The sequence below is a fragment of the Aquimarina latercula DSM 2041 genome (genome assembly GCF_000430645.1).
Classification (GTDB): Bacteria; Bacteroidota; Bacteroidia; order Flavobacteriales; family Flavobacteriaceae; genus Aquimarina; species Aquimarina latercula.
In genome coordinates, this window is the sequence record NZ_AUMK01000012.1 from 144,469 (window position 1) to 162,312 (window position 17,844).

At 31.5% G+C, this 17,844-nt stretch carries 23 protein-coding genes; 3 read left to right on the forward strand and 20 right to left on the reverse strand.

Annotated features, from left to right (window positions below; translation table 11 throughout):
* The first annotated feature begins 34 nt into the window (after positions 1–34).
* Together H526_RS0112500 and H526_RS29085 are read left to right on the forward strand one after the other, a co-directional pair.
* A complete protein-coding gene (locus H526_RS0112500; protein ID WP_035085461.1) occupies positions 35–1,843 on the forward strand; it encodes a GNAT family N-acyltransferase in 1,809 nt (602 codons plus the stop codon).
* A 113-nt stretch (positions 1,844–1,956) separates the two neighbouring features.
* Entirely contained in the window at positions 1,957–3,168 is a 1,212-nt protein-coding gene (locus H526_RS29085; RefSeq protein ID WP_051336138.1) for a mechanosensitive ion channel family protein, read from the forward strand.
* Between the two features lie 12 nt (positions 3,169–3,180).
* Here H526_RS29085 and H526_RS0112510 read toward each other — a convergent pair whose 3' ends face one another.
* The 12 genes from H526_RS0112510 to H526_RS0112565 all read right to left on the reverse strand — a co-directional run bounded on the left by H526_RS0112510 (position 3,181) and on the right by H526_RS0112565 (position 9,931).
* Positions 3,181–3,603 carry an arsenate reductase ArsC gene (locus tag H526_RS0112510; RefSeq protein WP_035085463.1) on the reverse strand — a complete coding sequence of 141 codons (423 nt, stop codon included), beginning with the start codon at positions 3,601–3,603 and terminating at the stop codon, positions 3,181–3,183.
* A gap of 20 nt (positions 3,604–3,623) precedes the next feature.
* Complete coding sequence (locus tag H526_RS0112515; protein WP_027393314.1) at positions 3,624–4,121, reverse strand: GNAT family N-acetyltransferase; 498 nt, start codon at positions 4,119–4,121, stop codon at positions 3,624–3,626.
* A complete protein-coding gene (locus H526_RS0112520) occupies positions 4,122–4,607 on the reverse strand; it encodes a DUF6428 family protein (protein WP_027393315.1) in 486 nt (161 codons plus the stop codon).
* 23 nt (positions 4,608–4,630) lie between these two features.
* Entirely contained in the window at positions 4,631–4,954 is a 324-nt protein-coding gene (locus H526_RS0112525) for an ArsR/SmtB family transcription factor (RefSeq protein ID WP_027393316.1), read from the reverse strand.
* A gap of 81 nt (positions 4,955–5,035) precedes the next feature.
* Positions 5,036–5,392 (reverse strand): TM2 domain-containing protein, encoded by a 357-nt coding sequence (locus H526_RS0112530; protein ID WP_027393317.1) that lies wholly within the window; start codon positions 5,390–5,392, stop codon positions 5,036–5,038.
* Positions 5,393–5,537: 145 nt separating this feature from the next.
* Positions 5,538–5,921 carry a VOC family protein gene (locus H526_RS0112535; protein WP_027393318.1) on the reverse strand — a complete coding sequence of 128 codons (384 nt, stop codon included), beginning with the start codon at positions 5,919–5,921 and terminating at the stop codon, positions 5,538–5,540.
* 6 nt (positions 5,922–5,927) lie between these two features.
* Positions 5,928–6,386 carry a DUF1801 domain-containing protein gene (locus H526_RS0112540; RefSeq protein WP_027393319.1) on the reverse strand — a complete coding sequence of 153 codons (459 nt, stop codon included), beginning with the start codon at positions 6,384–6,386 and terminating at the stop codon, positions 5,928–5,930.
* A 16-nt stretch (positions 6,387–6,402) separates the two neighbouring features.
* Positions 6,403–6,918, reverse strand: a complete 516-nt coding sequence (locus H526_RS0112545) for a DUF4199 domain-containing protein (RefSeq protein ID WP_027393320.1) — start codon at positions 6,916–6,918, stop codon at positions 6,403–6,405.
* Positions 6,919–7,016: 98 nt separating this feature from the next.
* Positions 7,017–7,433, reverse strand: a complete 417-nt coding sequence (locus H526_RS32495) for a response regulator transcription factor (protein ID WP_027393321.1) — start codon at positions 7,431–7,433, stop codon at positions 7,017–7,019.
* A 58-nt stretch (positions 7,434–7,491) separates the two neighbouring features.
* Positions 7,492–8,112 carry an HD domain-containing protein gene (locus H526_RS0112555; RefSeq protein WP_245591209.1) on the reverse strand — a complete coding sequence of 207 codons (621 nt, stop codon included), beginning with the start codon at positions 8,110–8,112 and terminating at the stop codon, positions 7,492–7,494.
* Positions 8,106–9,047, reverse strand: a complete 942-nt coding sequence (locus H526_RS0112560; protein WP_027393323.1) for a 2-hydroxyacid dehydrogenase — start codon at positions 9,045–9,047, stop codon at positions 8,106–8,108. The genes H526_RS0112555 and H526_RS0112560 overlap by 7 nt, the downstream gene beginning before the upstream one ends.
* 101 nt (positions 9,048–9,148) lie before the next feature.
* Positions 9,149–9,931, reverse strand: a complete 783-nt coding sequence (locus tag H526_RS0112565; RefSeq protein ID WP_027393324.1) for a hypothetical protein — start codon at positions 9,929–9,931, stop codon at positions 9,149–9,151.
* A gap of 398 nt (positions 9,932–10,329) precedes the next feature.
* Here H526_RS0112565 and H526_RS0112570 point away from each other — a divergent pair, with 398 nt between their 5' ends.
* Positions 10,330–10,761: a hypothetical protein gene (locus tag H526_RS0112570; RefSeq protein ID WP_035085465.1), complete on the forward strand. Its 432-nt coding sequence runs from the start codon at positions 10,330–10,332 to the stop codon at positions 10,759–10,761.
* Positions 10,762–10,809: 48 nt separating this feature from the next.
* On the opposite strand, the gene H526_RS0112575 is transcribed toward H526_RS0112570, so the two are convergent.
* The 8 genes from H526_RS0112575 to H526_RS0112610 all read right to left on the reverse strand — a co-directional run bounded on the left by H526_RS0112575 (position 10,810) and on the right by H526_RS0112610 (position 17,761).
* Positions 10,810–11,898, reverse strand: a complete 1,089-nt coding sequence (locus H526_RS0112575) for a Gfo/Idh/MocA family protein (RefSeq protein ID WP_027393326.1) — start codon at positions 11,896–11,898, stop codon at positions 10,810–10,812.
* A gap of 56 nt (positions 11,899–11,954) precedes the next feature.
* Positions 11,955–12,320, reverse strand: a complete 366-nt coding sequence (locus H526_RS0112580; protein WP_027393327.1) for a cupin domain-containing protein — start codon at positions 12,318–12,320, stop codon at positions 11,955–11,957.
* An 18-nt stretch (positions 12,321–12,338) separates the two neighbouring features.
* The gene (locus H526_RS0112585; RefSeq protein WP_027393328.1) at positions 12,339–12,731 is read right to left on the reverse strand and encodes an acyl-CoA thioesterase; all 393 of its coding nucleotides are present in this window, start codon (positions 12,729–12,731) and stop codon (positions 12,339–12,341) included.
* 41 nt (positions 12,732–12,772) lie between these two features.
* Positions 12,773–14,128 carry a magnesium transporter gene (gene mgtE / locus H526_RS0112590; protein WP_027393329.1) on the reverse strand — a complete coding sequence of 452 codons (1,356 nt, stop codon included), beginning with the start codon at positions 14,126–14,128 and terminating at the stop codon, positions 12,773–12,775.
* Between the two features lie 86 nt (positions 14,129–14,214).
* Positions 14,215–15,081: a 16S rRNA (adenine(1518)-N(6)/adenine(1519)-N(6))-dimethyltransferase RsmA gene (gene rsmA / locus H526_RS0112595; protein ID WP_027393330.1), complete on the reverse strand. Its 867-nt coding sequence runs from the start codon at positions 15,079–15,081 to the stop codon at positions 14,215–14,217.
* A gap of 1 nt (position 15,082) precedes the next feature.
* Positions 15,083–15,511, reverse strand: a complete 429-nt coding sequence (locus H526_RS0112600) for a hypothetical protein (protein ID WP_035085468.1) — start codon at positions 15,509–15,511, stop codon at positions 15,083–15,085.
* Position 15,512: 1 nt separating this feature from the next.
* Positions 15,513–15,821, reverse strand: coding sequence for a DUF4286 family protein (locus tag H526_RS0112605; RefSeq protein ID WP_027393332.1), 309 nt, complete (start codon positions 15,819–15,821; stop codon positions 15,513–15,515).
* Between the two features lie 152 nt (positions 15,822–15,973).
* Positions 15,974–17,761 (reverse strand): tetratricopeptide repeat protein, encoded by a 1,788-nt coding sequence (locus H526_RS0112610; protein WP_027393333.1) that lies wholly within the window; start codon positions 17,759–17,761, stop codon positions 15,974–15,976.
* Between the last annotated feature and the right edge of the window lie 83 nt (positions 17,762–17,844).

The window sequence follows — 17,844 nt, forward strand, 5'->3', positions numbered from 1 at the left end:
TTGCTATATTTGTAGTTAGCACAAAATGTATTTAATGGCGGTAGTCACCTCTAAAGAAGTAGCCAAAGGGCTTAAATTGGATAAACTTGGTTTTATTGGCACTTTTGTTGGCTGGATGATTCTTAAAATCACACGGTTATCAAAAATAAATCGTCAATACGATAGTATTAGTCACTTAGAGGGTGAGGAGTTTGTAAAGAGTGTATTAGATATGTATGGTGTTACTTTTGAGATTCCACCTGAAGATCTAAAAAGATTGCCTAAACAAGGAGCTTTTATTACACTATCTAATCATCCACTGGGCGGGCTTGACGGGATATTGTTGCTTAAGTTAATGTTTGAACACCGCTCGGATTACAAGATAATAGCTAATTTTCTTTTGCATAATTTCACTCCTTTGAAACGATATATTATGCCTGTTAATCCTTTCGAAAATAGAAAGGAAGTAAAATCTAGTCTTGTAGGAATTAGAGGAGCAATTTCGCATCTTAAGGAAGGGAAACCATTGGGAATATTTCCTGCAGGAGAAGTGTCTACAATGAAGGAGGGTAAGCATTATGTGGATAAACCTTGGGAGCCAGGAGCAATGAGATTAGTTAAGAAAGCTAAGGTACCTGTAATTCCGGTATATTTTCATGCAAGAAATAGTAGGCTTTTTTATCAATTGGCTTCTATTAATGATACGCTAAGAACAGCTAAATTACCAAGCGAACTTTTTTCTCAAGAAAATAAAGTCATTAAAGTAAGGATAGGTAACCCTGTTTCAGTAAAAGATCAAGAAGAATATGGTAACATAGAAGATTTTACAAATTTTTTGCGTAAAAAAACTTATATGTTAGCTAATCCATATGAGAAGAAAACATTGATGGAATCTATTCCTCAGAATTTAAAAATACCAAAGTCTCCGAAAGAAATCGCGGTAGAAGGAAGTATTAATTCTATAGAGTCGGAACTTACATTTTGTCGTGATAATGATATGCGTTTATTAGCGAGTAAAAATTATGAAGTTTTTCTTGCTAAAAAAGAGTGTATTCCGAATGTTGTACACGAAATTGGTCGATTACGCGAAATCACATTTAGAGAGATTGGAGAAGGAACAAATCAATCTATCGATTTAGATCCTTTTGATGATTATTATCATCATATGTTTTTATGGGATGCGAAGGCTAAAAAACTAGCTGGAGCGTATAGAATGGGGATGGGGAATGAAATTTATTCGAATTTTGGAATTGATGGATTTTATTTACAAGATCTATTTAGGTTCGAACCAGAATTACATAAAATGATGAGTGAATCTATTGAAATGGGTAGAGCATTTATCATAAAAGAATATCAACAACGTCCGATGCCGTTATTTTTACTTTGGAAAGGGATTGTGCACTGTACACTTCGTTTTCCAGATCATAAATATTTAATCGGTGGTGTAAGTATAAGTAATAAGTTTAGTAATTTTTCTAAATCATTGATGATCGAGTTTATGAAATCTCATTATTACGATCCTTATGTGGCACAATATGTTAGACCTAAAAAAGAATTTAAGGTTAAACTTAAGGATGCGGATAAGGATTTTGTGTTTGATGAGAGTAGAAGTGATCTTAATAAATTTGATAAAATTATTGATGAAATCGAACCTGGAAGTCTTCGTATACCAGTTTTGATAAAAAAATACATTAAACAAAACGCTAAGGTTGTAGCGTTTAATGTTGATCCATTATTTAATAATGCTGTGGATGGATTGATGTATATAAGAATAGCAGACTTGCCTGATAGCACGGTTAAACCGGTAATGGAAGAGTTTCAGGCGGAATTAGAACAGAAGTATTTTAAAAATGCCGACAAATAATCGGTAATTGGTAGTTTTTTTGTGTAGTTAATCGTAAAATTCCCGTTTTTTCTTACTCTATTCTTTTAGAATACTGATATATTTCACTAATTTGATGATTAAAATATCTTGAAGTGGTTGTACAATATATTTACTTTGCTATTGCGTTATTAGGCGTTATATTATTTCTTTTTCTTAATAAAAGACTTTTTAAGTGGTTACAAAGCAAAATAAGTAAACTAGAAAACAATATTTTTTTTGGAAGAACTAAATTCTCTCAGTTCTTTAGATTTATAACTCCTAGAAGAGAAAGACATATTCTTACGTTCATTATAAGGCTTTTAAAGATAACTGTAATCTTTATTTTTTTCATATTCTATCTTCCTTTTCTATTTAGTCTGGTTCCACAAACGAAGGAGTATGCTGATGTTGTTTTAGGGTATATAAAGAAACCTTTAGTGTTTTTATATGAAGGGTTAGTGGGTTTTATACCGAACTTATTTTTTATTATTGTTATCTTTTTTGTGACTAAATATCTAATAAGGTTTTTAAAATATGTAACAGCAGAATTAGAAAAAGAAGCAGTGCGTCTAGATGGTTTTCATGCAGATTGGGCAAGACCGACTTTTAACTTGTTACGTGTTTTTATAATTGCTTTTGCACTCATAATTGTCTTTCCATACATACCAGGTTCTGATTCTCCTGCTTTTAAAGGCTTGTCAATTTTCTTTGGTATTTTATTTTCTTTGGGATCCACCTCTGCGATATCTAATATTGTAGCAGGTGTTGTGATAACGTATATGCGACCTTTTAAAGTAGGTGATAGGGTTGAGATAGGAAATACTATTGGAGATGTTACAGAAAGAAGTCTTTTGGTAACACGAATCCGTACAATAAAAAACCTGGATGTGACAATTCCTAACTCTTCAATTTTAGGAAATCATATTATCAATTTTACTAAGAACGCTTCAGAAGATGTAGGTGTTATTCTGCATACTTCGGTTACCATTGGATATGATGTGTCTAGTAATGACGTTATAGAGGCATTAAAAAAAGGAGCAAAGAATACGGATCAGGTTTTAAGCGAACCCGTACCCTTTGTTTTGATTAAAAGTTTGGATGATTTTTACGTAAATTATGAATTAAATGTTTACACCAAAAATCCAGAAAAGTCAGCTGCTATTTATTCGATACTACATGAGAATATTAAAAATGAATTACATCAATCGGGAATAGAAATTCTATCCCCACACTATCATGCCGTAAGAGATGGAAACAATCTGGCAGTTCCGCCTTCGAACATTCCTGAAAACTATGCTAAACCAGGGTTTAAGATTGACAAGTAATTTGATTAAAACCTATGTAGTTTGTAAAACGCTTTTATTTACAAAATCGTGGCAATATTCTTTAATTTGATTTCTTGTTTTGGTAAAAGCTGCATGAATTTCTTCTTCAGTTCCTTCTACTTTTGAAGGATCAAAAAAGTTGTAATGCAAGCGTTCTGCTTTTCCTGGAAAAAAAGGGCACCTTTCTTTTGCATTATCACAAACTGTGAGAATATAATCGAATTTTAGATCTAAATATTCTTCTAGGTTGTTAGATGTATGATTAGAGATATCAATTCCATCTTCTTTCATAATGGCGATAGCTCTAGGGTTTACACCATGAGTTTCTACTCCGGCACTATAAACCGTTGCACTATCTTTTGCAAAATGTTTTAAATAGCCTTCTGCCATTTGACTTCTACAGGAATTTCCTGTGCATAATACTAAAATGTTCATTATTGTGGTGTTTTTTGTGGTTACATTATTGTTTTACTTCTACGTTCTAAAATGATATTGTCATACCATATGTTAGACAATTTGCCTATTTTTTCTCTATATCCAATGACTCTAAATCCTAGGGATGTGTGTAGATGAATGCTAGCTTTATTATTACTAAATATTCCTGCTTGTAGGGTCCAAAATCCTTTTTTTTCGCTTTCTTCAATTAATTTAGTCAAAAGTAACTTGCCGACTCCCAAATTCCTACGATTTGATGTTATGTAAATACTAATTTCTGCAACGCCTCTATAAACATCTCTTGTAGAGACAGGAGCTAAAGCTGCCCAACCAATAATTTCATTATTTAGAACAGCTTTTAATCTGCAGGATCCAATATGAACTTGATTCCATTGTTCCCATTTTGGGATCTTGGTTTCGAAAGTTGCTATACCAGTATCTATTCCTTCTTTGTAGATTTTAGCAATATCTTGCCAATCTTCTTCATTAAAAGTTAATATTTCTATTTTTGGTTTCATCTAGCAACATCCACTTCCTGGTGCACAAGAATTTGCTTCGACAGCAGATGATTCTGGAACTCCACAGGTTTCTTTCGCTTTACAATCGGTAGGGTTTACGGCAAGTTTTACTATTAGTTGTCCATCATTTATATTAAATCCAGTAATATGTAAATGTGCAGTGTGAAACATAGAATTTCCGTATTCGATTTTTACTGGAGCATCCATTTCATAAGCAGTCATTGTTCCTACTTTTCTAAGAATGCCTAATGCCTTATAGGAACTTAGATAATCTCGTTTCCCTAATTCATTTGGACTTTCCCATAACTGAATGATTGTTTCTTTCCAAGAATCTGTTCCTGCTCCACAATCAACAGAGTCTATGGTTACATGTTTTACTTCTGTAATATGATAATTAGCACCTACCAGCATTCCAGGCGCATATTCAAACAGTAAAGGTTTGTCTTGATGTTCTCCTAATAATGAAATAAATTCTGATGTATTCATAATATAATAATTTATTTTTTTGTTTAACAACAGTTCTGTTTCGTGGTATTAAAAAATGAATTGAGGTTTTGTTGTAATTCATTCCATTTGTCAATATTGATACAATAACACATACTTTTTCCTTCGACTTCTCCTTTTAGGAGGCCGATACTTTTTAATTCCTTGAGATGTTGTGATATAGTAGCTTGTGCTAAACCTATTTCTTCTACCAAATCATTACATATACAAGCATCTTGTTTACTTATATATTGAAGTATGGCGATACGCGCAGGATGCCCAAGTATTTTAAAAGTTTGAGCTAGTTCGTTTTGTTGTTGATCGAATATTTGAGTTTTGGTAATACCCATAATGTAATTTTAATATCGCAATATTACGATATTAAAATGAAACAAAAAAGCCAGAATAATATTTTCTGGCTTTTTTGTTTTTTAGAACCAAGGTTTTTTACCTACTTGATAGGTTTGGTAGAATTCTTCATCAGATTTGGTCAAGTAAATAATCCCCTCAATTAATCCTACAATACCACCTGCACCACAGGTAACTACTGATATAATTAATTGGATAATACCTTCTTTATTGTACCCTAAAACAAATTTATGAATCCCTAATGATCCAAAAAGTATTCCTAAGATACCTGCAAGAACTTTTTTGTTATCACCTGTTACTTCGTTAAATGTTTCTTTGGCCCCTTCGGCAAACTCACTAGCTGTTTCTTTTGCTGCATCAAGCGCTTCTTCAGCTCCTTTTTTCAGATCATCTCCCAAATTGTTGTTTTCTTCACTCATAATTTTGTTATATACAATTGATTAGTGCGTAGAAAGTTACAAAAAAATATGATTATATAGAATCATTATAAAAAAGGTAACACAATGAAAATCTTCAAATATGATCTGTTAAAACCTTTTTTAAAGCTGTAATTAGATTGTAAGCTTATAAAAATGCTTTATCTATAGGTTCCCAAAGCTCAATTTTATTGCCTTCGGGATCTACAATCCATCCAAATTTACCATATTCATATTCTTCTATTTCACCAACTATTTTTACCCCTTCTTCTTTTAGAACTTTTAAGAGTTCTACTAGGTTTTCTACTCTAAAATTCATCATGAATTCTTTTTTGCTAGGAGAAAAATAGTTGGTGTCTTCTTTAAAAGGGCTCCATTGCGTAGAACAATCATTGCCATCTTTGTCTTTCCACCAAAAAGTACATCCATAATCATCTACAGGTAACCCTAAATGTTTGCCATACCATTCTTTTGTTGTTTTTGGATCTTTTGTTTTGAAAAAAAAACCTCCTAGCCCTGTTACTCTTTTCATCTATCTTTATTTCTTTTTTATATTAGTTTCATATATGTTAATCCACTCTTGGGGAGTCATTTTAGCAGCTAATTCTCCAATTAGTTGTAAAGGAATTTGATCAATTTTCTTAAAACGAATACAACTTTTACCCATATCTAACTTAGTTTTTACATATTTAGGATACTCCCCTACAAACCAATCCATTAATTCTTTATCCGCATAAATCCCCATATGATATACAGCAATAAAATTTTTCTGAGATGCAATATTCATAAATGGTAACGGTAATTTTGGGTCACAATGATATCCATTGGGATATGTTTCGTGGGGGATCACATATCCTATTAATCCATAATTCATTACTTCAGAGAATCCTTCTGGGAGATTATCTAAAATCACCCTTCTTAAATTTTGCATAACCTCTTTACGTTCTTCGGGTATAGCTTCAATATATTCATCTGGTGTGTTTGCTTTGTGTTGCATACTGTTTATGTTTTAATTATTGAGATGGTTTTCTATGTAGCATGAGTCCTGAAATCAGTGAAATAATAAATCCGATGATAAGGACTGTTACAGACATCAATAAAAAATTCATTAAAGGATTTGAAAATAATTCTTTTTGAGTCTCTAATTCTGAAAGCTTTATTTTAAATTCTTCTTCAGAAAGAGTAGTACGCATTTCTTCTATAATGTGACCATAATATTCTGCAGAAAAATTAGGGTTGATATACTTTATATAAACTACATCTAATAATCCAAATGCGATTGCGGCAAATAAAGAAATCAATAATCCAATTATCAATGCTTTTCCGAAAGATACTGTACCATTATTTTCTATATCTCTGTAATGCTTTATGCCAAAGTATACGAAAATAAGGGATACTACCATACTGGCATATCCAATTACTTCTTGTAGGGAATAGGATAAACTTTTTCCAAGAGTCAATGCTAAAGTAAATAGTATACATATGGTTATTGCACCATATATTCCATAACGTACAACTGTATTTTTCATTTGTGTTTTGTTTTATGATTTAGTCAAAAGTAGTTTCGATAATCAAAAAATCACTCATACTAAAGTATGAATTGTATAGCACTTTTGTGCTAAAAGCCTTAAAATTGGATAATTCGAAGTTCTTTGGCGATCTGTATGGCTTGTGTACGGCGTTTAGCATTTAACTTGACTAAGATGTTTGATACATGTGTTTTGATGGTACTTTCGGACACAAAAAGTTTCTTTGCTATTTCTTTATTAGATAATCCCGATGCTATTTCGCATAATACCTCATATTCCCGTTTGCTTAAACCTAATGTTTTGATTTTTTCGTGATCTATTTCTTTTGAATTACTTTTTTCTCTGTGAAGTACTTTTTTATTAATTATGATTCCAATAACAAAAAAAACGATGGCTATTCCTGCAATAATAAATTCTATAGAGGTGTGACCAGATACAAGACTGTATTTACTTAACTGAAAAAGTAGAAGTAATGCTAAAACTAATGCTCCGAAGATGAATATGGTTTTCTTCACCATATAAATTTACTAAAACAAGATGTAATTGATTGTTTTTTTTGGGTTACTAAACAAATTATTTAGAAAGCAAGTCAATCTCTTTTTGAAGATTTTGTTTAGCTTGTTTTTCTAGTATACTATAAAAATGCCTTGTTTTATAAATCTTAGGCATTTCAATGAAGTGTTGTAGTACTTTGATCCTGCCTTTATTGTACATAAAATCTGGGTAGTATTTATATTCTTTTCTAACTTGTTTAAAGTACATTTCATAATCGGTCCAACGACTTCCTAGAATTGAAAGATCAGCATCCGTAAAATAATTAACATCGTTGTTTTTAGAAATTTGATGGCCTTTGGTTGCTAAAATTATTTCTTTACAAAGCTCAACTCTTTCTGAACTAATAAATAATGAGGATAATACTTCTTCAGCTTTTTGTGCACTTCGTTCTTCATTATCTTGTTTTAAAACGTTGTAAATGCAATCATGATAGAACAATGAAAATAACACAATATCCCAGTCTACAATTTCTTCTTGTACCGAAAGTAAATTTTGATACAAATTTTCTAGATGCGATAGATTATGGTAATATCGACTTTTTTTATTGTGATTTTTGATTACATAATCCCATAGAGAACTGGAAATTTTTTGATTTTCAGAATATTTGGTAATCAGTTGTATGAATATTTCTTCTAGCAAAATTCAGCTTTGATTTTATCTACAATTGTTTGAGCAAGTTTTTCTTTAGACTCAATTGTCCAACCAGCAATATGAGGACTAAGAATTACATTGTCCATTTTTATTAAGTCTTTTAGTGGTTTGGGCATTTCAGCTTCTGAAGAAAATAATTGTTCAAAAGAAGATTTTTCGTATTCGAGGACGTCTAATCCTGCTCCTAAAATTTTCCCTGATTGTAACCCATCTACCAAGTCTTTGGTAACTACACTTTTTCCTCTAGCAGTATTGATGAGCCAAAATGGTTTTTTGAATTTATCGATAAACTTAGCGTCTATCATTTTGTTGGTTAAAGGAGTCCAAGGTGTATGCAAACTTAAAACATCTGTTTTTTCAAAAAGTTCTTCTAGGCTAACTTGAGTAGCATCGCTATTCTCCACATCTTCTTTGATATCGTAGCAAATTACTTCTACATCGAAACCTCTCAATTTACGGGCAAATGCCCTTCCCATATTACCATATCCAATGATACCAATAGTTTTTAAATCTAGTTCAATTCCACGATTTGCTTCGCGGTTCCAATGACCATTCTTTACCTGACGATCTGCTGTGTTTAATTTGTTGAATAGTGATAAAATCATTCCTAAAGCGTGTTCTCCTACAGCATTACGATTTCCCTCGGGAGCAGAAAAGAGTTTAATGCCTTTTTTTTCTGCATAATCGGTATCAATACTTTCTAAACCTGCACCAACGCGACCAATAAACTTTAGGTTTGTAGCTTTATCTAAAAAATCTTTATCAATTTTAATACGGGACCTGATTATGATTCCATCATATTCTTTTATTATTGATTCGATTTCAGGCTTTGTAGACGTATAACTTTTTTCGTTTTCAAACCCTAAATTATTTAATTGGTTTATTAAGAGAGGATGATTAGCATCTATATGCAGTATTTTCATGAACGATATTATTAGTATTTCAAAAATAACTAATAAAAGATAAAATAATTTTAATGGAAGTATAATAATATCGGATATCGTCTTTTAAAGTTATTAGATGATTAAATTGCAGAATTTGATGGAATAAAAACAGTTTTGATTCTATCGATAATTCCCTGTAGGATGCTAAAGATTGCATCAGAAGAAAAACCACCAATAAGTGCCATTAGTCCTTTGTTGAATAGATTAATTTGCTGAGCATCTTTTTGATAAAAAGAAATAATCTCCGAAGAAATTAGCCCAGCAATAACTCCCAAGATAATTAATGCGACGTAGTAGATCGTATCTTCTGGAACCAAAGTGCCATTTTTTACTGCCGTACTTACATTTTTTAGTAAATAAAAAAGTACTCCTAAACCTGATATAGCAGTTAGAAAACCTAAATTTAGGAGTAATGAAAGACCTTGGTTATCCATAATACCTTTGTCCAATGAATCGTTATTTACTTCTGGAGAAAGTCCAGTAATGATAAATGCGATTAGAAAAATTATAGATAATATGATTAAGTTTCTTACCAAAGGTAATTTGCTGAACAATGTCTTTCCTTTTTCTTCTTCTCTAAGTTTTTTAGTGTACTCAATAGATTTTGGTGTAGCAGGTGAAATATTTTTGCATAATATGTTATGAGAATTAATAAGATCATCTACTGTACTATTTTGAATAAGCGTATTCACCTCTGTATTTATAGTTATACCATTAAAAATAGCATAAGAGAGCATATTATTTATTTCATTACTAAGCTTATGAATGATTTCTTTAGAAATTCCAGGAACTATTTCAGGTTTTGGAGAGATAGTTTTTACTGTTTTATCGGTAGCTTTACTGATGTTAGTTGCAGTTGCCATGGTGTTAAGAATTTATCGATAGTTATTTAGTACTTTAAAACTATAAAATTATAATCAGTAAAAAACATAGTATTTATACCTGTTTTTAAGCTAGCATTTTTCTATAAATCTAACCGCCAGAATAAATGTTGTTTTTAATATATTATAGAGATAGTTAGATTATTTACAAAGTTTAAATATCATTCTATTTGATAAAACCAGAAATTGCTTAGATACTTGGGGAGTTTTTTTTATATATTTATTAGGAAATACCATTATAATAGCGTGTTATAAAAAAACACTACTATACTTATGTTAAACAAGTAGTTTTATTTTGTAAATTGACTGAAAATTATGAGAAAGTATAGTTAAATGACTTTGCTTATGTATAATAATTCAAAACCCAAAATTAAAATATGATGAGATCACTACTATTATTATTTGCTGTTACCCTTTTGTTTTCTTGTAAAACTCAACAAAAAGGAGAATCTTTAGGTGGAAACGAGGATATTGAGGCTATAGCAGAAGATGAATTACTTACAGGAAAAGTGTTAGGTAAAAGGAAGAAGAAAATGGAATATGTAGCTGTTAAGTTAGTTGTAGATGAAAATACTTGTATGAAGGCTTATACAGATAAAGATGGTCTATATGATTTTTTAATCAATCCAAGTAAGTTAAAAGCTGATAGTTATTTTGAGTTTGTTTATAAGGGATACGCTAAAAAACAGATTCCTTATAGTGAGATAGCAGAAAAAGGTACTGTTACTTTAAGCACAAAAGGAGAGGTTGTAACAACCACAGATTATCGTTTGTTTTATGAGGCAATTAGATCTTGTAAGGACGAATTATAATTGGTAAAATTGCTTAATAGGTAAAAACTATGTCTTTTTTAGTACTTATTAAACTAGTTTAATTTTCTTTTTGTCTTTAGCAGATTTATAAATTGCTTCTACAATTCTAATGTCTTTTATACCTTCTTCACCGGGAACTAAGACATCAGTATTATTTATTATAGATAAAGCATCATCATCCATTTGTTTGGCTTGTTGGTTTTCTATATATGTATTTAATAAAGTTCCGTCACTGGCTTCGCCTTGTACGCCACCATACATTGAAAATGGTTGTAGTTGATACCATCCATTATTAGTGTTTACGCGTAACCGATGCATATCATGTCCAACACTTGTTTTTCCATGGGCTATTGCGCCTGAGGGGAACTCTAATGTAAAATGCGTTGTTTCATCGGTTTCAGTAAATATATCTGGTCTTGTAGTCATTTGTTCAGCTACTACAGATATTGGTTCTTCTGCGGTTGCATACCTCGCCGCATTTAATGAATATACACCTAGGTCATACATAGTTCCTCCTCCTAAAGCTGCATCTAGTCTCCAGCTTCTTTCTGGATTTCTTACATGATAACCAATTTCAGCATAAACTTCTTTAATATTTCCATAAGGTTTGGTAGTAGCCCATTTTATAACTTGTTGTGTATTGGGTTCGTGTTGCATTCGATATCCAATAGATAGTTTAACTTTATTTTTTTTACAAGCACTAATGATGGATTGACATTCTTTTTCGGTTTTTGCCATCGGTTTTTCACACCATACATGTTTTCCTGTATTAGCCGCTTTAATTGCATATTTTGCGTGCAAACCGGTAGGTAGTACAATATATATTACATCTATATCTGGATTATCCGCAATACGGTCCATATTCTCATAGTTATAAACATTTTTATCTGGAATATTATATTTCTTTTGCCAGATAGGTATTTTAGATGGTGTTCCAGTAACTATTCCAGTCAATTGGCAATGTTTTGTTAATTGTAATGCTGGTGCTAGGACTGAAGTACTATAGTTGCCTAATGCTACTAAACATACTCCTAGTTTTTTATTTGGAGTATTAGAAAATAAATGTGTGGATGGTATAAGACTATAACTCGCTATTAACCCAATATTTCGGATAAATGACCTTCTATTTATATTCATAAACCTATTTTATTAAATTTTTTTAGAGGAAAAATCTATTAAAACAATATCGAAATTTAAATATCAATATACTGCGAAACAGTTCTTTCGCTTTCTACTTCTCCGGTATGTTTAGTGCTTGCTTTTTCAAATAATAGAACGTGAACTTCTTCATCATTTTCTGTAGAAGGACAATGTTCCACTCCTTTTGGCACAACAATGATTTCCCCTGCATTAACTTTAACAGTTTTATCTCTAAACTTCATGAAAAGTGTACCTTTTACGACCTGAAAAAGTTCGTCTTCGTCGTCATGCTTATGCCAAATAAAATCACCGCTTAACTTTGCAAGATAAACTTGATTGTTATCCACCATTGCTATGCGATGTGGATGCCATTGCTTGTTAAATTGAGATAGTTTATCTTTAATATTAATTGCTTCCATGTTTTCAACTTAATTATGTCAAAACAAGGTACTTATTTCTTTATTGATTCTGGTAGGTCTTAACGTTTCTTTATGGAGTAAACACCACATGGTTTTGGCGGTAACTATTACTTTTTGAGTAGAAGTTTTTATTATTTTAGTGTGTCGTTCACTTTTTGCACCATGATGATGATCAATCCATGTTTGGATTGTTAGTTCATCATGTTCAACGGCTGGACTGTGATATTCTATGAAATGATTTAAAACTACCCATACGTAGGTGTCTCTAATCGTTTCTGTTGTTTTTGTTTCCCAATGTTTTTTTGCAATATCCTGTACCCAATGCAAGTAGGTAACATTATTTACATGATTCATATCATCAATTGCGGATTTTGGTACCGTGATAGTATATTGAAATACGTCAGAGTTCATAATAAGAGTAGTACTAATTATAATTAATGGAGTTCTAAAACTTAAAACCCAAGTATTAATTTTGCGATGTAAAAAAACAAGAAAATTCCAAAAATATCATTACTAGTAGTAATAAATGGACCAGTTGCAATAGCTGGATCAATACCTCTTTTGTCAAGAATTATAGGAACAAATGTACCTATCAAAGCGGCTACTATGATTACACTCATAAGCGCTGTAGCGATAGTTAAACTAAATGAAATTTCGTAGCTCATAACAATTCCAAATAGTATCACTAAAAGAGCTAGAGCAACTCCATTTATTAGACTAAGCCCAATTTCCTTTAATAATCGTTTCCAAAGACTGCCTTTTACATTGTCATTTGCCAAACCTTGCACAATAATGGCTGAAGATTGAACTCCCACATTACCTGCCATCGCTGCAATAAGAGGTGTGTAAAAGAATAGATCTCGTATTCTAGGATTGGTCATTACATCTTCAAAATCTTGCATAATAAAAACACTTCCTAAACCTCCAAATAACCCTAGAATTAACCAAGGTAAACGTGCTCTAGTAAGTTCCCATACATTATCATCGGCTTCTACATCCTGAGATATACCAGCTGCCATTTGGTAATCTTTTTCTGCTTCTTCCTTAATAAAATCAACCATGTCATCAATTGTGATACGACCAACAAGAACCGTTTCATGATCAACTACAGGAATGGCCTCGAGATCATATTTTTGCATAATTCTTGCTACTTCTTCACCTTCAGTTTCTATATTAACATAGTCTACTTTAGGGATATAAACATCTCTGATATATGCTTTTGTAGGAGCAGTAAGTAAATCTTTAAGAGATAATCTTCCTTTTAATTTTCCTTCTTTATCTATTACATAGATTGAATGTACTCTGGTTACTTTTTCTGCCTGACGACGCATTTCCCGAACACACCCGGCAACTGTCCAAGTTTCTTTTACTTTTACAAGTTCTTTTGCCATTAATCCTCCTGCTTTATCTTCTTCATACAGCAGCAGTTCTTTTATATCTTCAGCGTGTTTTTCATCCTCAATCTCAGCGATTACCTCTTCTGCACGATCTTCAGGAAGTTCTGCAATAATATCTGCAGCATCATCCGTGTCCATTTCTTCTAACTCTTCTGCAATTTCTTTTACAGATAGGTTTTCAAGAATACGTTCTCGGAAATCTTCTTCTAACTCCATTAGAGCCTCCGAAGATTTTTCACTATCTAATAATTTAATTAAGTAAGTTGCTTGATATAAGTTAAGCTCACCGATTATTTCGGCAATATCGGCAAAGTGGATTTCATCGAGCATTTCTTGTAAACGAGTATCGCTTACATCTTCAATAAGATGCTTTACTTGATCGATAAGCTCATCTGAAATCTCGAATGACATAGTGTACTTGTTTATGGGATTTCTTTACAAACGCTCACAAAGATAACCAAAGAATTGAATTGCAGTTTAGATTGACGTTAAATGAATTAAATTCTTGATTTTTCAATCAACAAAGTGAGTTCTATAAATTGATCAACACTTAACTGTTCTGGTCTTTTAGTTAGTATTTCCATTTCTTTTATTTCATCAGGTAATTGAAATGTTTTAAGACTGTTTCTCAATGTTTTTCTTCGTTGCCCAAAAGAAGTCTTGACTACTTTATAAAAAAGTTTTTCATCACAAGGAAGTGTGTGATTTGATTTTCGAATCAATCGTAAAACTCCGCTATCCACCTTGGGCGGAGGATTAAAAACAGAAGGAGGAACTGTAAATAAATACTCAGCATTATAAAATGCCTGGGTTAATACCGATAAAATACCGTAGGCTTTACTTCCTGGTTTTTCACAAATACGTTGGGCTACTTCTTTCTGAAACATCCCGGTAAACTCAGGAATTCGTTTTCGTTTTTCTAATGTCTTAAAAACAATTTGAGAGGAAATGTTATATGGAAAGTTACCAGTAATAGCAAATGGATCATTGTCAAATAATGTATCTAAATCGTATTTAAGAAAGTCTGCTTCGATAACTTTAAAAGCTCCTTTTCCATTTCTAATTTCTGGATGTTCTAAAGGGAAACTAGTATTGAGGTAATCTATAGATTCTGTATCTAAATCCATAGCAATTAAATCTACATCTTTTTGTAGTATATATTTAGTAAGTACACCCATTCCTGGACCTATCTCAATTACATTAGTATAACCGTTTAGTGTTAATGTGTCTCCAATTTTTTTAGCAATATTTTCATCTTTTAGGAAATGCTGACCCAAATGTTTTTTAGCACGCACAGCAGTTTTTTCTGTTCGAACTCTATCGTTAGATGATTGCTTTTTATTTTTTTTAAATTTAGAGGACATCCTAAACTTGTTTTGTTAATGGTTTTATATTTTCTAGGATTGTCTTTTCGATTTCTATTCTATCTTTTTTTGAAAGCCAAGAAATTTCAAGATCAATTTTTTCTCCGTCTGTAGTAATAACATAAGGTTCAGAACCACCCTTAGCAGGATAAAAACTTTGGATTAAATTATAGGGTATATCTTGGTTGCCGATATTTATATAATCTTCATAGGTAGTAATACCAGGATTGTTAGAACGTATTATTAAAAATGCGGATATTATAAATAAAGCAATAAGAACTACAGTTATAATTTTTTCGAAAATAGAGCTTGCTATAAAAAATGAAACAATATTTAAAAAAACACTAATTATAAAAACCCCAAAACCAGCACATACTATAAGACCAAAAATCTTAATAGCATACAGTAATGTTGGTCTATATTGTTTCATATTATTGTTCACTAATAATTTCTAATTCTGTTCTAAACGCAACAAAATGTCCTGCAAATCGATTTGTTTTAGCTCTTAATCTTTCTGCGTCTACTTTATAATATTGTTCTAAGGTACTTTTACTATCCGTTGTGTATTGTACAGAATATGTATAGCCTCCCATTTCCTCTTCCACCAACACCTTACTCATTAAGGCTTTACTAAACTTCCCTGTTGCGAGCATATCAGGAATATGCTCATTTTTCATCCAGGATAACCATTCTTGGTGCTTAGTCTCTTCTATATTAATAGTAACATTGTAAATATACATATTCGTAATTGTCTTTATTGATTAAAGGGAATCAATGCTTTTATAATTAACTTACAAAGTTACGAAGAAGCTTAGACCTGTTATAACGATCACATTGTTATTTGAGTTTTGGATAGAATAATATATAGAAGGAAAATATATTTTAAAAAGAATCAATTGATGGCATCACCACGCAGTGTTCGATACTTTTTTCTAGCATCTACAAAATAGATACTGTCCGCGTGATTAAAGATTAACTTCTCATATAATTCTTTTGCTTTTTCAGGTTCACCCAGAATGTTTACATATAATTCTGCTAACCAGTAATAGGCATCATCTACCAATATGTCATCAGGATAGAATTCGATGATTTTGAGATAGTTTACTTTTGCTTTTTCGAATTCTTTTTCTTTTTCAAATAATTTCGCTTGTCTAAGAAAAGCTTCATCTTCAATTTTTTCTCCTTTGTGATTCACTAAAATTTCTTCGTATTTAGTGATTGCTTCTTGGTTTTTATTTTGAAAAGCTAACAAGTCAGCTCTGGCAAAAATCTTTAAAGCTGTTTGCGTCGAATCTTCTAAAGAATTATCACTTATAATAAGACTTAATTCCATAGCATCATTAGCAATTAATTGAGAGGTAGATGATTTTAGTACATCTAACTGAGTTTGCGCCCAAGCAAAATCCCCTTTATAATAACTAGTTTTAGCTACTTTAAAACGTGCATCTTGGGCTAGAAAGTTATTTTTTAATGCATTCTGTACTTGCGTATAATAGATAAGTGCTTGATTAAATTTTTGATCTAAAACTAAAATATCTGCAATTTTCATTTTAGCTCTAGAAGATTGAAATCTCGAAAGTCTTTCTTGATTTAATAGACGTTTTAAGAATTCAATTGCTTCTTTTTTATTATCCTGATTGAATGCTAAAAAATGAGCGTAATCTATTTGTAAACCGATGGTTTGCGAGCCTTTTCCATAGGTTTCGAATACTTCTTCGTACTGTTGTTTGATTTCTTTGTAATCCTTTTTATCAGCAAGATCGGTTTTTGCTTTTAAAATGATTTTATGAGCTGTCAATTTCATATCATTCCCAGCAGGTGCGTTTAGTATGTAATCTAAAATCTGGGTAGCGGATTTTATATCTTTAGCGCCTATAGCAATTCGGGCAAGCCCAATGATACCTTGTAACCCTTGATCTTTTCTTTTATAGATTGCTTTTTCTTGTACAAACGCTTTTTTAAAGTCCTTTTGTTGAACAAAAAGCCAACTTAACATCTCATTATATATAATATCAGGATTTTGTTGTAATTTTTTGATTAATAATTTTCTGAAAATAACATTGGCATTATTTAATGGGTCATCTGTGATATATTGATTAAAATTACGTTGAACAATGTTTTTATAATTTGGTTGTAATTGTAGTAATGAAAGATAACTGTCGAACATTTTTTCTAGTTTACCTTGTTCTCCGTAAATTTTAGCAAGTTGTACATTAAAATTAGCTCCTGGGTTAGATGCCATTCCTTTTTCATAAATTAAGGCTGCTTGATCTAAAAGATTGTATTTTTCAAAAGTTTGCGCTAGTGAATACGCCGCATTTACATTATTACTATTAAAAACTTTTAAAGCTTTATTATAATAGGTAGTGGCTTTTTCAGAATTCCCTTGAACTTCGTAATGGTGACCCAACTCAACAAGTAGTTGTGCGTTCTTTGGTTTATTCTCAATTTGCTTCTGCAGAATTTTTTCTGCTTTTTCAAACTGTTCTAATTGTTGATGAGATTCTACCAGACCTAGGAGATAGGTAATCCGATTAGGGTTTCTGGTATGTAATTTTTTATATACGGAAAGTGCTTTTTCATATTCACCTTGTTGTACATAGTTTTTTGCTAGCTGTTCGGATTGACCAAACATGGGTATAGCAAAAAGAAAAATGATACAAAGATAAATAAAGCGCATGCTGCAAGTTTTTTTGTAAATATAGCAAAATGCGCTTTGATATTATGTTATAAGTATTGTTAAACTAGCTGATTATCTAGCTC

Coding starts and splice junctions, on each gene's coding strand:
- H526_RS0112500 (WP_035085461.1), top strand. CDS start 35: ATGGCGGTAGTCACCTCTAAAGAAGTAGCCAAAGGGCTTAAATTGGAT.
- H526_RS0112510 (WP_035085463.1), bottom strand. CDS start 3,603: ATGAACATTTTAGTATTATGCACAGGAAATTCCTGTAGAAGTCAAATG.
- H526_RS0112515 (WP_027393314.1), bottom strand. CDS start 4,121: ATGAAACCAAAAATAGAAATATTAACTTTTAATGAAGAAGATTGGCAA.
- H526_RS0112520 (WP_027393315.1), bottom strand. CDS start 4,607: ATGAATACATCAGAATTTATTTCATTATTAGGAGAACATCAAGACAAA.
- H526_RS0112525 (WP_027393316.1), bottom strand. CDS start 4,954: ATGGGTATTACCAAAACTCAAATATTCGATCAACAACAAAACGAACTA.
- H526_RS0112530 (WP_027393317.1), bottom strand. CDS start 5,392: ATGAGTGAAGAAAACAACAATTTGGGAGATGATCTGAAAAAAGGAGCT.
- H526_RS0112535 (WP_027393318.1), bottom strand. CDS start 5,921: ATGAAAAGAGTAACAGGGCTAGGAGGTTTTTTTTTCAAAACAAAAGAT.
- H526_RS0112540 (WP_027393319.1), bottom strand. CDS start 6,386: ATGCAACACAAAGCAAACACACCAGATGAATATATTGAAGCTATACCC.
- H526_RS0112545 (WP_027393320.1), bottom strand. CDS start 6,918: ATGAAAAATACAGTTGTACGTTATGGAATATATGGTGCAATAACCATA.
- H526_RS0112560 (WP_027393323.1), bottom strand. CDS start 9,047: ATGAAAATACTGCATATAGATGCTAATCATCCTCTCTTAATAAACCAA.
- H526_RS0112565 (WP_027393324.1), bottom strand. CDS start 9,931: ATGGCAACTGCAACTAACATCAGTAAAGCTACCGATAAAACAGTAAAA.
- H526_RS0112570 (WP_035085465.1), top strand. CDS start 10,330: ATGAGATCACTACTATTATTATTTGCTGTTACCCTTTTGTTTTCTTGT.
- H526_RS0112575 (WP_027393326.1), bottom strand. CDS start 11,898: ATGAATATAAATAGAAGGTCATTTATCCGAAATATTGGGTTAATAGCG.
- H526_RS0112580 (WP_027393327.1), bottom strand. CDS start 12,320: ATGGAAGCAATTAATATTAAAGATAAACTATCTCAATTTAACAAGCAA.
- H526_RS0112585 (WP_027393328.1), bottom strand. CDS start 12,731: ATGAACTCTGACGTATTTCAATATACTATCACGGTACCAAAATCCGCA.
- mgtE (WP_027393329.1), bottom strand. CDS start 14,128: ATGTCATTCGAGATTTCAGATGAGCTTATCGATCAAGTAAAGCATCTT.
- rsmA (WP_027393330.1), bottom strand. CDS start 15,081: ATGTCCTCTAAATTTAAAAAAAATAAAAAGCAATCATCTAACGATAGA.
- H526_RS0112600 (WP_035085468.1), bottom strand. CDS start 15,511: ATGAAACAATATAGACCAACATTACTGTATGCTATTAAGATTTTTGGT.
- H526_RS0112605 (WP_027393332.1), bottom strand. CDS start 15,821: ATGTATATTTACAATGTTACTATTAATATAGAAGAGACTAAGCACCAA.
- H526_RS0112610 (WP_027393333.1), bottom strand. CDS start 17,761: ATGCGCTTTATTTATCTTTGTATCATTTTTCTTTTTGCTATACCCATG.